14 protein-coding genes are annotated in these 12,688 nt (G+C 43.9%); 5 read left to right on the top strand and 9 right to left on the bottom strand.

Features of this window, described 5'->3' with window-relative positions:
- Positions 1-20: 20 nt before the first annotated feature.
- Complete coding sequence (locus tag GO755_RS30775) at positions 21-254, bottom strand: hypothetical protein (protein ID WP_157589278.1); 234 nt, start codon at positions 252-254, stop codon at positions 21-23.
- Between the two features lie 833 nt (positions 255-1,087).
- Here GO755_RS30775 and GO755_RS30770 point away from each other — a divergent pair.
- Together GO755_RS30770 and GO755_RS30765 are read left to right on the top strand one after the other, a co-directional pair.
- Positions 1,088-1,528, top strand: coding sequence for a hypothetical protein (locus GO755_RS30770; protein WP_198174991.1), 441 nt, complete (start codon positions 1,088-1,090; stop codon positions 1,526-1,528).
- A 71-nt stretch (positions 1,529-1,599) separates the two neighbouring features.
- Positions 1,600-2,130, top strand: a complete 531-nt coding sequence (locus tag GO755_RS30765) for a hypothetical protein (protein ID WP_157589276.1) — start codon at positions 1,600-1,602, stop codon at positions 2,128-2,130.
- A gap of 484 nt (positions 2,131-2,614) precedes the next feature.
- On the opposite strand, the gene GO755_RS30760 is transcribed toward GO755_RS30765, so the two are convergent.
- Entirely contained in the window at positions 2,615-2,965 is a 351-nt protein-coding gene (locus tag GO755_RS30760; RefSeq protein WP_227687149.1) for a zincin-like metallopeptidase domain-containing protein, read from the bottom strand.
- Positions 2,966-3,051: 86 nt separating this feature from the next.
- Positions 3,052-3,216, bottom strand: coding sequence for a hypothetical protein (locus GO755_RS30755; protein ID WP_157589275.1), 165 nt, complete (start codon positions 3,214-3,216; stop codon positions 3,052-3,054).
- Between the two features lie 79 nt (positions 3,217-3,295).
- Between GO755_RS30755 and GO755_RS30750 the strand changes: the two genes are divergently transcribed.
- Together GO755_RS30750 and GO755_RS30745 are read left to right on the top strand one after the other, a co-directional pair.
- On the top strand, positions 3,296-4,486 hold the full coding sequence (locus tag GO755_RS30750) for an alpha/beta hydrolase family protein (RefSeq protein ID WP_157589274.1): 1,191 nt from the start codon (positions 3,296-3,298) through the stop codon (positions 4,484-4,486).
- A 1-nt stretch (position 4,487) separates the two neighbouring features.
- Complete coding sequence (locus GO755_RS30745) at positions 4,488-5,345, top strand: type IX secretion system membrane protein PorP/SprF (protein WP_157589273.1); 858 nt, start codon at positions 4,488-4,490, stop codon at positions 5,343-5,345.
- Positions 5,346-5,641: 296 nt separating this feature from the next.
- Here the strand turns inward: GO755_RS30745 and GO755_RS30740 are convergent, their stop codons facing one another.
- The 4 genes from GO755_RS30740 to GO755_RS30725 form a co-directional block, all read right to left on the bottom strand.
- Positions 5,642-6,406, bottom strand: coding sequence for an ArdC family protein (locus GO755_RS30740; protein WP_227687148.1), 765 nt, complete (start codon positions 6,404-6,406; stop codon positions 5,642-5,644).
- Positions 6,407-6,632: 226 nt separating this feature from the next.
- Complete coding sequence (locus GO755_RS30735; protein ID WP_157589271.1) at positions 6,633-7,106, bottom strand: JAB domain-containing protein; 474 nt, start codon at positions 7,104-7,106, stop codon at positions 6,633-6,635.
- Between the two features lie 11 nt (positions 7,107-7,117).
- Positions 7,118-8,029, bottom strand: coding sequence for a toprim domain-containing protein (locus GO755_RS30730; RefSeq protein ID WP_157589270.1), 912 nt, complete (start codon positions 8,027-8,029; stop codon positions 7,118-7,120).
- A gap of 76 nt (positions 8,030-8,105) precedes the next feature.
- The gene (locus tag GO755_RS30725) at positions 8,106-8,300 is read right to left on the bottom strand and encodes a helix-turn-helix domain-containing protein (protein WP_157589269.1); all 195 of its coding nucleotides are present in this window, start codon (positions 8,298-8,300) and stop codon (positions 8,106-8,108) included.
- Positions 8,301-8,723: 423 nt separating this feature from the next.
- Between GO755_RS30725 and GO755_RS30720 the strand changes: the two genes are divergently transcribed.
- Positions 8,724-8,963 carry a helix-turn-helix transcriptional regulator gene (locus GO755_RS30720; protein ID WP_227687146.1) on the top strand — a complete coding sequence of 80 codons (240 nt, stop codon included), beginning with the start codon at positions 8,724-8,726 and terminating at the stop codon, positions 8,961-8,963.
- 5 nt (positions 8,964-8,968) lie between these two features.
- On the opposite strand, the gene GO755_RS30715 is transcribed toward GO755_RS30720, so the two are convergent.
- Entirely contained in the window at positions 8,969-10,234 is a 1,266-nt protein-coding gene (locus GO755_RS30715) for a tyrosine-type recombinase/integrase (RefSeq protein ID WP_198174990.1), read from the bottom strand.
- Between the two features lie 579 nt (positions 10,235-10,813).
- Positions 10,814-12,688, bottom strand: a 1,875-nt coding sequence (locus tag GO755_RS30710; RefSeq protein WP_227687144.1) for a T9SS type A sorting domain-containing protein, incomplete at its 5' end; no start/stop codon positions are given.

The following is a 12,688-nucleotide window of genomic DNA, read 5'->3' as shown; positions in this document are numbered from 1 at the left end:
TGTCTACCCGGCTTCGTTGGTTACTCCTGCGGTTTATTACGCCGGACGACTAAATTGGCGTCTTGGCCTTTGTCCTTCAGGTAAGAGATGCCCAAGGAATTGATGGACAGGCTTAAGCCTTCTCCACCGTTGTGCTCCCAAGCAGCACCTACTGGGAGCCAATTGGATTTGGCATTGCCCTCTTTGGCTTCGACCACATAGATCGTATGGGTTGGTAGTTTGGCATTGGTTTCAGCTTGGGTAGTCATCATCATATCTCCTTTTCTGTTTGGTTGATGATGGGAGCGGCCATAGGTCAAGCGAGGGGGCCAGCTCCCCGAAGGTCAAAAATCGATACGTAGTGTCTATTTTTGACCGAAGTCGTCAGAGCTTTTTTGACGTGTCAAAAAAGAGGGATAAGCGTCAGCCCCCTCGCTTGACCTACGCTGCCATCACCATTCAACCAAGACAGCAAAGGAGTTTTGATGAATTTGGCCAAACGATCCATTGCCAATCAACCGGTCTGTGCATATGTGGTCCCTCTCAGGGGCATTGTAAATTGTGAATGTACTAAGCGGTTTTTGTGCCTGGGATACTGCTGATGAAATAAAATGTTTGATTTCTTGAAAGTGTTAGATGTTAGAGCCACTGGATGAGATCAAGCATAGGCCAAAAAGACCAAGTTAGAACGTTATTAATGGATAGTGCGCTCCGTTTTGATTAATTTTTATTCGAGCGTTTATGGGAGTTTACATATTACTAATCAGCGATCTCAATATGAAGGTATTCTTTAACAATCTTTTTGGCCTGTCTAGTTTCGTAGTTAGTAAAATAAATTCTCCTGGATTATGGATTAGTCATAAACAAATCTGTAGGAGTTTTCATATTAATTGAAAATTCTTACTATTAATATCAACAAATCAATGCATTTTTTATTTTCCTAACAATAAAATAAAAAAATGCTTGTTATATAAATTTTAATTATGTAATTTTCGATACTAATAACCAGCATCCTCTAGTAAGAGATATTTAAAATATGGTCTATTCTAAATTACCAAGGCACGCATTAGGGCGTAAAAAGCCAACTCGTTTCAAATCCCACCCCTCAATGCCTTCCGAGCGAACAGTGTTACGCTATATTAAGAACTTTACTACATTAATAAAAACCAAGCCATATATTCTTAACTATGATATTGGCGACATGGATCTTAGCGGTTCTGGTCTTATTCGAACATTAAAAAGATTGCAACAGTATATACGTGTTGACAAAGATCTTGCTGTGAATTATCCTAATGTTACAGTAAAAAAAGAACTCTATGATGATGGATATTTAAAAGTGAAAGATAATTTACCTAAAAAAAGATCTTATATTAAAGTGACTAAAGATGATATCATTAGAGCTATTGAAAAAGTAAGGAATAGCCCTGACGTCAGTATTGAGGAAATATATGAAAGGAACAAGTTCACTTTTATGGGCAAAGAATATAATTTAATGCCTTCACAAGAAGAGATAAGAAAATATTTTAGTAGTCCTGGTCCTAAAAAATAACAAATACAAAAGTGGATTATCCTAACGATGTATATCGGAAACTCGTCGAGCATGATAACGATCTTTTAGGCATGATCGCCTATTCTGCTTATAAGCAAAACAAATTAGAATTTTATGATAAAATATTAAAGCAAAAAGGCAAAATAACTGAAGATGATATGAGAAATTTTAAAGACACTCTTACCCCCCAATCATATCGTAATTTTAGGAATACAGCTAATAAAAGATTGGCAATAATAACCGAAAAGATGGTGAATGAAAAAAAAGAGAATTTATTTAATGGCTTTCATAAAGACCTTATTGTAACTCTTAAAAATCACCTTGTAGTTACTAATATTATGGCAAATCAACAAAAAGGCACATTAATTAATTTCGAAAATTCAATAAACACTTTAATCTCGGATTACAATATGAAAAGTAACTCTTTTAATGGAAAACAATTTTTTATAGGGTTGGCCCAAAATATAATTGCTAATTTGATTTGGTTACTTATTGTTTTTCTTATCTGGTTTTCATTAACAGCTAATACAAGGGAAGATGTTTATAAACAAGCACAAAAGATTTTTTTAAATAAAGAACTGCCTGATAGCACCAAGAAGTAAAATTTTTCGATTTTAAATTAAGCTTTTAAACAAAAAATTTTGCAAAAAACATTGCAAATGATGGGAGGAAGGCTAAACAGATTATTTCGATCTAGCCTCCTTCTTTTTAGGCAATTTTGGGTTTATGTTTGCGGACGGCAAGTTTGATATCTTGGCAGAGAATATATAATAATAGAATGAAGCCCTTTTTGTCGGGATGCTCCTAAAGAGCACCGACTTTAATCCATTCCAGCTTTTCAGACTCCTTCTTCGGTTTAACTAAGCATGCGATATGAATTGGTGCTTTGGAATTGGTTTCGGTCATCATCTTCATAATTCCTTTTCTGTTTAGTTGATGGTGAGAGCGTAGGTCAAGCTCCCCGAAGAGCAAAAATCGATGCTTAGTGTCTAGTTTTGACTGAAGTCGTCAGAGTTTTTTTGCGTGTCAAATAAGAGGGCCAAACGATCCATTGCTAATCATTAGTTTTATATGTATGTGGGCCTCTTAGGGGCATTGTAAGTTGTGGATGTATTCAACGGCTTTTTGCGCATGAGACGCAGCTGAAAAAATAAAGCGCTTATCGTCTTTCAAGACTTGCAGCCAGGATTGGATATAAGCGGCATGTTTGGTTTCAGGCATGGGTTCAAAGCCTAGATCAGCCGCTAAGAAGCAGGCACCGAGTTCGGCCACCAATTCCTCTTTAGCGTACCCTTCGTCGCCATACTGTTTGCGGCCTAAATCACGATCCAATCGCTTCGGATGTTTTGTCCAATGAATCTTATGCCGATATCGGCATAAGACGCATAATGCCGCATGGAAGATTATGCCGCACCGGATGGGTTTACCGATGATCAAAGCCCATTTCCAGTGCAGTCATGCGGCATAAGTTTCTACTGGTTTGGGATTTCATCCAGGTTGCGCGCTTAGAGTACGAGTGTGAATTATACAATCACCCGGCAGCCCGTAGCCATATCCGTTTCACCAAACAGAAATAAGGAGGATGGATCAATAAAGTAGTAGCAAAAGTGCAAACCCACGCCACTTACCTGAATGCCAATAGGAAAGCTTATCTCCGAGCGGTGACAGATCATTATAAAAAACAGCATGGCTCTACGAATTGAACGTAGAGATAACTTGACTAGATTTGGGCTTGAGTGTTGGCCTATTTCTATGTAACCAATCGAGATGAAAACACTTAAATCCATTTTCCTCGCACTGCTGCTAGGGCTACTGAGCGGCTGCGCAAAACAGCAAAACGACAATCCTTCACCTAGGGGAGTAAGAGGGAGTTTGCTCGAAGTCAGTACCGGCCAATCGCTGACGAAAACCCAGGTCGTGGCCAATGTTTCAGAGTTTTCCATTCAGGATGTCGCTCTCTATGATGTGACGTATTACGTACTAACTTACCAAACCGAATACAAGGGTCAGCCGATCGCCACCCGAGGTTTGCTTATGCTACCCAACGGCGTGCCCGCTCCCCGGCTGCTAGCCTATTTCCACGGTACCCAGCCTACAATTTCCATCGTCGATAAAACGACCATTCCCTCTCACTACAAAGGAGAAGCCAAGGACTTTTATGAAGTACGGGCGATGGCGCTGACTTGGGCCTCGGCGGGGTATGCGGTGTTTCTACCCGATTACATTGGCTACGGCTCAACTACCGACCAAGAGCATCCCTATATGTGCTTCGGGGAAATGTTCAAATCCAATGTCGATGGCTTGTTGGCTGCCAAAGCCTTCTTAACCAGCAAAGGCTATCCGGCCGATAAACGACTACTCCTAACGGGTTGGTCACAGGGGGGTGGAGCGATGCTGTCAGCCCATCGGTTTCTCCAAGAGCAGTACGCGGACGACTTTACCGTACTGGCCAGTTCGGGTCTAGCGGGTCCTTATCATTTTTCGGAATATGTGGACTACGTACTCCGGCAACGTACCCAACACCAGCCAGTTGTACTGATCACCTCCTGGTCGCTCTACGCCCTAAACCGATTTACGGGGCTGAAACGACCCACTGACCAGATTTGGTCCTATCCGGTGTATGATCAAATCTCGGCAGCGCTGCCTCCGTCGACCGTACCCGATCAAATCTTCAACCATCGGTTTTTAGCGGGTTTGCTAGAAGGGTCCGATCAGGCTTTCAGCCAGATTTTACAGGCTAATTCATTTCATGAAAACTGGCGTCCGGTGGGCAAGGTGTTTCTGCATCATGGTGATGCAGATGATGTCGTCCCGTATTTCAATTCACTGGATGCGTATACGGGCTTAAAAGCGCGGGGAGCCGATGTGAAACTCTACACCTATCCCGGCGGAAAGCACGACACCGAGGTAAGCAAGTTCGTGCTGACGACGCTTTCCGATTTTAACCAGCTTCTCTGATATGGCCCGATGGATACTACTGATGATCGGTTGCAGCTATGGCCTGTTGGTACAGGGGCAGCAGACGCTTCGGCCCAACCTGTATGGTCCTGGTCAGGCACTCAATTATTACAATACGGCTGCGGGTTTACCCGACACCACAACTCGACATTCGCTGCTGTTGTATGGCCAATACAAGTCGGTCGATAGTGATGTGTGGAGCAAACCGGTTACGGTCTTTGCCAATTACATCGGTCAATTGAAAAACCAGGCTGGGTTCTATTCCGTCGGCTATCTCAACGATTCCTACTCGTTTTACACCCGACAAACACTTTATACTGGCTACACCCAGCAAGTTAGGGTATTGGGCCGTCGAACGCTTTCGGTTGGCGTGCGGGCCGTCTTCAATCTGGACCGTATTCGCTGGAAGGACTGGCAACTGCCCGGTCGAAGCGGAACTGATAGCCATTTTGGGCCAGATCTGGATGTGGGTGTGGCTTATCAGGGAAACCATCTGGCGCTGGGGCTATCGGCCAAAAATTTGCTGGGCAATACGGTTCATTATGATGGAGAGGTCTTACTCACTAATCAGCGCGAGTTATATCTCTCCCTGTCGTATGGCTTTCTCCTGGGCCGCCAAGTAACGATTGCGCCCTTCGCCCTGATCCGTCTGGAACGAAATCTGGATGCTGATCTAGGGGCTTATGTAGAGTTATTCCGCCGGGTTTCGGTGGGCTATCAGTTTCGGGTGTGGGAGCTTCGCAGTATCTATAGGCTGGCTGTCAATCCGTATAAAGGATTTCGGTTAGGGATTTCGTATGATCAATCGCTGGTTCACCGGGATCACAACCTTGATGCCCTGATAGGCTATGGCTTTTAGTGGCCCCCGCCTTTGGTCCAACAGCCATAGCGACCGTTACTAGGTCGTACCATTCGTTAATCTGATTACGTACTCGCAATTGCCTTGGCTCGTCATACCCTATAAGCCATTTAGAGGTTTATGCGGGTTACCCTCTAGATTGACATCTGCTTGCGCTTAAACGGATTATAGTCAAACCAATTTATTTAGTAGCTTATTTTGGTGAAACGGAATTGGCTGGGCCCGCCCTGCGATTGTATAACTTACACTCGTACTCTAAGCGCGCAACCTGGATGAAATCCCAAACCAGTAGAAACTTATGCCGCATGGCTGTAGCGGAACTGGGCTTTGATCATCGGTAAGCCTGTCCGGTGCGGCATAATCTTCCATGCGGCATTATGTGTTACTTCATGGGCTAAAACAGCGTAAAAACTGGCGGCATTGTCAAAGCATTCAAATGGTGGCATTTGAATGCGATCTGATGATTGGATATAGTTCGCTTGATGGCCGGTGTAAATGTCAGCCCTCGTCTGAGCGAAGAAGGTCTCTAATTCGGAATTGCGTTGCTGCGGATTGGTGCTAACGCGTTCCGGGACTTGGTAAAATGCATCAGATAAGCCTTCGATTTGAGACGCATTGAAAACGGTGTAAGATTTGAGAAAAGGCACCTGACGGGTGCTTAATGCGCCATCACTCCCCTGCTCTTCTTTGGTGAATGTATCGGCATAAACCACTTGAGTGCCTTTTTCGCCTTTGCGAACATTGGCCTTTAAATCGGTTGCCTGTTTAAAGGTCATCCAGTAGCGAGAGCTGTAGCCGTTCTCGGCTGCGGTTGACCAGAGCATCAGCGTATTGATACCGGTATAAGGGATATTATTCCAGCGTAAAGGACGCATCACTTGGCCAGCAAAATTGTCGGAATTCCAGGGCTTGCGCCAGGTCAAATCGCCGTTTTCCAAATCGCCCAGAATTTTATTAGTAATGCGGGTATAGATATCCTCCTTTGGAAATGTGGGTTGAGCGACTGTCTTATTGTCCTTGTTATGATCAGTTGTTGATTTGCGGTTAATAGGTTTGTTCAAGTTGTCTTCTCCATGGTTAGGGTTACGGGGATGGAAAAACCCGGCGTTCCAGCGAGTGAACCAGCAAGAATTTTGTTGCGCGAGGAAGGAAGAATGGGCAGGGAAAATTGTCGTTGGTGAGCGAGTGACACCAGGTACATCACAGGATGTAAACCATAACACGTGGATCAGGTAGCATGGCCCGGCTACCAAAACGATTGGATTACAACCAGCAAACACAATTTTACTAAAACGGCATACAGCCTTCATCGGCAAAAGAGTAATAATTCCGCGGTGTTACAATCAGGTGATCAAGAACGGTAATATCCAGTAGCTTGCCGCCCTCCTTGATTTTACGCGTCAGAATTTTGTTGACTTCGCTGGGCTGCAGATTACCGGATGGATTATTGTGAGCCAGAATGATACCCGTTGCTCTAGTTTTCAACGCTGTGACAAAGATGAGTTTGGGATCAGCGATACACACACTCATGCCGCCCGAAGCAATGTCTGAAACTGCCAGACAGTTGTTCTTCTGGTCGAGGAGCAGGATTTTGAACTGTTCGACCAGTTCCATACGATTTTCGTCCCACGACTGGCGGAGGATTTCATAGGCAGTTGCAGATTTTGTTATCTGAAGCCGGTGCTGATACGGGATTTTATTGCGATAGATAATTTCAACTTCACTGACGTTGAATAAAGATTGGAGATTGTGTTGTACCATGCTCCCCTCCTCTACACAATCAGATTGAGTTGATGCCTGTGCCACGTACTCACATCCTTATGCGGAGCATAGAGCTTATTCATCTGTTTGTGGCTTAAATCGGCCTGCGTTTTGACGAATTCGCCTATCGCTTCGGTAGCCTTGTCTCCGGCCTGATCATTATCCATCCAGCTATGGATGGTGCCATACCCATAATGCTGTATATAAGGAACGATCTGTTTCAAACAGGCCATTGAGTTTAGAACAATTGTATCGCCCTTGAATCTTAGGCCGTTTAACTGGCTGATGGCGGACAAGTAGTCCATCACGTTTTTGAATAGATGAATGGCATTCGGTTTAGTGGTCGTACCTCGGATGAACGAAATCGCCAGTGCACCAATGTGTCTTTCCAGGTAAGCCGTTTTTAAGGCGAAACCCCCATCTATCGTTTGAAAGCCGAGTGCTATAAAATCCTTGCCCGTCTGCCGATTTCGGGCATGAATTTCCTTGAGATATTGTCGGGCCAGAGCCAAGGAAATACCCTGCCTTTCCAGATAGTGAATAAGACCCGCATATTGGATCGTCTTTTTGTGTCTCAGCTCCAAGGCTGACCAGTTATCAGCCAGGCTATTCATATCTATGAAGTCCGGCAGTTGGTCAGAGATTGATACCACCATGTTTTCGAGCCAGCGTAAGGCATCGGCTTGGGTGTACTCCTCCCGCCTGGATTTGAGATAGTGGCAGACCAAATCCACGACAGTTCCGTCCTGATGATGGGCATCCGACCAGCGGTTGGTTAACGTGTTGACCGATAAGATGGCTTTTCGCCTGCGATCCAGCGGAGACTGGTAACGGGCGATATGCGCATCGGCCCCCAGAGGCTGAAGATGCAGCTTGCCTAGAATTTCGGAAATAGGTATCGTATTGGCATGTTCTTTGTCCATTGCGCTCACCACTGAAACGGATGTGATAGGGAACTAGGAAAGGGAAAGTTTTTGCCGAACTTTCTCTTTCCGTTTTTTAATCTGACAAACGTTGATCTAGAAACTGATCCAGATCTGACAGACGATAATGGACGAGTTTGCCAATTTTGACCGGATTGAGTTGACGACGTTTCGTACAATCCCAGACGGCCAGTGTGCCGAGCGTAACACCAAGGTAATCAGCCGCTTCTTTCCGTTTCAGCAATCGTGTGGACGTGTTTTTGTGGGGCATTTATGAAAGCTCCTAGTTGCAGTTGAAAAACTGTAAGTCGGATATATCCGTAGACATTCCGTTACGGGACATTACCTAAATACTTTTGCCGGAGTCTGTCAATTCAATTGCCGTTTCATTAAAGAATGAGCAACACGCATCTTTGATCATTGTGCCTAATTGACATGTAAAGCTTATTGTTTGCATTTTTTTAGTGCGATATGATACTAACCGCTCACTATTCAGTCTTTGATTGCTGCCGATCCATTAGCATCTTTAATGAACCAATTTTTTCGCGCTTAGCTGAACGGTACGCTTCTATAGAGTAAGACGTGATGTGTCTATTAGAGAAATTCTGTTTATATTGTAAATGCTTTTTCAGGGTGACTATCCCCGAACAGTCAGAGCATCTCATTTAGTCAGTACCCTAAAACATACATCTATATGAGAGGATGCTACATGGACGATTTATCAATCTCCCCAACCCGCCTTTCAGGCTTTCTCCGACTGGATCAGGTTTTACAACTTATACCCGTCAGCAAAGCCACCTGGTGGAACGGATGTCGGACAGGGCAATTTCCAAAGCCTTATAAACTGGCTCCGCGTATCACCGCCTGGAAAGTTAGCGATATCCAACAATGGTTAGAGCATTTTGATCGTACTTATTACGCAACAAAAGGGTAGGCCGTTTAGCGGGAAACGTACAGTAATTCACTAACCTGAGCTGTCTTCGGCGAAACAGCAATCGAATCAATATAATCAGCCCAATCCTGCATCATTCTCGTGCGCTCGGCCAGAAATTGCGCTCGATCATATGCTTTGTCTACTTTGCTTTTGGGTTGGTGGGCCAACTGACGATCAACGACCTCATGACGGTAATCCAATTTTTCCTTGATCGTACTCATTGCTAGTGCCCGAAAGCCATGTCCGGTCATTAGCTTGCCGTATTTTAATCGATCTAAGGCTTTTAAAATCGTGTTGTTGCTAATAGGCTTATTTTTTTGAAAAGCACTAGGCAGGATATAGCCTTGCTGACCAAACAATTCACTGAGTTCCTCCAGGATCAAAACGACCTGATTGGACAAGGGAACAATGTGCGCTTTACGCATTTTCATTCGCTCAGCAGGAATGCTCCACACTTTATTCTTCAGATCTATCTCACTCCAGGTGGCCTGAATCAGTTCGCTGGTTCGAACGAAGGTTAATAGAATCAGTTTGAGAGCCAGGATCGTTTGCTTGAAAAGCCGTGCTTCATTGCGCTCGATTGCTTTTAATAATTTAGGCAACTCTTCGATCTCAATAGAAGCAAAATGGCCCTTGACGTATTTTTTCAACGCCCCTTTCATATCCGATGTAATATCGCGGTCAGCTCGCTCAGTAATGACCGCGTAGCGCATGATTTGCCCCATCATCTGTAGAACACGATGGGCCAGGTCATAGCGGTTCCGATCTTCGACCTTTTGCAGACAAACCAACAACTGTTGAACGGTCAGGCTGGCAACCGACTGCTGGCCGATAAAAGGAAATATATTTTGTTGAAGGCGACTGAGCACATTTTTGGCGTAACTAGGAGACCAAGTTGGCAGATTGCGATTATACCACTCGGTTGCGACCAATTGGACAGTTTGTGCTTGTTTGAACTGAGCCAGTGCTTTTTCGTCTTTCTTTTGTTGCCCAGGATCGATGCCCGTTTCTAGGGTTTGTTTGGCAATATCTCTTTTTTCGCGGGCCTTGATGAGCGTTACCCCAGGATATGCACCCAATGTCAGGAGTTTTTCTTTGCCCTGAAACCGGTATTTCAAGCGCCAGACCCGCTTGCCGGTGGGCATCACGTGTAAATACAGTCCTGCCGAATCAAACAGTCGATAAGCTGACGTAGCCGGTTTGGCATGGCGACAGTCCAAATCAGATAGCGACATCGCTCCCCCTTTTTGCTTGGGGGTATGGTTTTTCATTACCCCAATTATACCCCAGATTTTACCCCCAAATTTGTTAGATTTGGTTATTTTTAGTTGGGCTTATTTATACGATTATAACACTAAAAATGCCTGTATTTCAAGGGTTTTATAGATTTAGCTAGATTGTATTGGAGGGTTAAATGGCTGGGGTGCTAGGATTCAAATTTGTCAATTTAACACTTGATAATACAAAAATTTCAATAAGGAGATTTGAAATTTACCCCCAAATTTACCCACTGCGTTTCTAGATTTCTTTAGACAATCGGATTACTTGGGTCGCTTGTAGTCACCAAAACTTTCAAGTTTTTTGACCAAGAAACTTGAAAGTTTTTAAGCGCTGACACTGAATATATAAATGACCTTGTTGAGATTGGGGCTCCAAGGAATGCGAATTCAGGTTCAATTTTCAATTACGGCTCACCCAAAGACCAGTTGAAAACTCACCAAAAGTGGACCAATCTATAATTTATCTACGACAGCCCTAATGCTATATTAATTGAGACCACTCCCTAATTGCTTGCTCAGGAAGTGGTCTCAAAATGGAGTTTTTACAATCTGCTATTAATTAAACCAACTTTATTGCTTAACTACTTTCTGTATAATGCGCTGATTTCCCAATGTTACTTCCAAGGCATATATTCCGGTTGCAATCGATGAGATGCTTATGGTTTGCTCATTGGTTCCAGCAATCCCTTTAAAGGCTTGTTTATGTTGGACTCGTCCTTGCAGATCTATCAATCGTACGACTATATCGCCCGCTTCTTTTAGTTGAACCATTAGCGTTAGCTCCTCCTGGACCGGGTTCGGATGGAATTTTACCAAGGCTACCGACTCTTCAATTGCTTCGGTCGCTGCAACACGAAGGCCATTTGTCGAAAAATAGATAGCTCCATCCGGTGAAGTTCCCTGCTGATAGCCCGCTGGAGGATAAATTCCTCCGGGAAAAGTTAGGCCAAACCAATCAGTAATCCCAGCATTTAGACAATCATGATACTGGTCAACTCCGGCATCTTTGGTAAAGTTATCCCAGAAATTATCGCCACGAACATAGTATTTATCATTAGAGGAGCCGGGAACAGCTGTAACTAATGCGTGCTTACCATTGGGGAACGTTCGTATTTCAACATTTAGGCCATTCCAGGTCCCAACATGGCGAGGACTTACATCACATGGGTTCTGTGGGTTAGTACCATTTTGGGAATAAAAAACAGCACCATCTTGTTCAGTTCCCTGGTAGTAGCCAGAAGGTGGTGAAATAGTCGTCGGGAACGTAAAACCATACCAATCGGTATTGCCAGCATTGAGGCAACTTTGGAGACCAACGGCGCCTGGGTCTGGCGTAAAATTACCCCAAAAATTATCTCCCCTTGGATAATACTTATCTGTTGGAGAATTAGGAATTGCCGTAACAAGTACATTACGACCCGAAATCTGGCGAATCTGAACAATCAATCCGTTCCAGGTACCAACATAGCGAGGGCCATTACTGAAATCACAATTACCTCCTCCAGAACAGTTAACACTTACATTAAAATTGTAGGTGCGGGCATAACAACCTGAGTTTGGCTTGGACAGAGTAAGACTATATTGATAGCTGCCAGGATTTGAAGGAGCGGTAATGTTAATACTCGTACTTGTGCCAGTATTATAGGGTACATTCGGTCCCGAAAAGGAATAAGTAACATTCTGGCACGTCCATACATTATTATTTGCAGTTGCTCCAGTACAGTTAGCACTTAGAGTTATACCTTGGTTACAGTTAACACTAGAGGGTGAAATATTAACTGCTGCATAATTGCAATCGGGCGTACATTGGCCAACTGACAGGTTTACGGCATTTAAAGCAGCAATGACTGCATTTTGCTCAGGGGAACATTGACCAAAAAGTGATCCTGCAGCTGCCCGAAGTGCCTGGGCCGTATTGGGATAGTTGTAATCCCCGTATATGTAATAGTCGAGCCCCCAATACACAATCTGCATGGCAACATCAAAATTGATGGAGGCAGTGTTGTTTCCATTTGGTCCCGATCCCGTAGTTAGGGTATGAAACCATTTAGAAATTACAGAGCTATTATGGTGTGGTTCTCCGTTGTTGTCCCAAAAACCAGACTCTAGATACGTTTGAGGATAACTTTTTGTTGGATTTACGTTAAAATCAAGAACACTATGAGGATCGGCCATATTTCGTAGAAGCCAAACATCCTCTCCTATTTGATAATTCCAAATTTGGTTAGTGCCCCCAGTTGGATAAAGTTCTCTTTCTATAGTAGTAGCAATAATGTCGGAAAAACCTTCGTTTAAGGCTCTTGTTTCTGATTGTAAATTGGCAGGTGTCCAACCCCCAACTAAATAATTAGATACGCCATGGCCATACTCATGAGCGACAATATCGACAGACGACAAAATGGTGCCATTATGAGATCCTAAGTACATTGTACCATTATCCCAAGC

This window comes from Spirosoma arboris (genome assembly GCF_009754945.1).
Lineage (GTDB): Bacteria > Bacteroidota > Bacteroidia > Cytophagales > Spirosomataceae > Spirosoma > Spirosoma arboris.
Note: the sequence above shows the minus strand (reverse complement) of the source record. Positions and strands in the feature narration are given on the sequence as shown.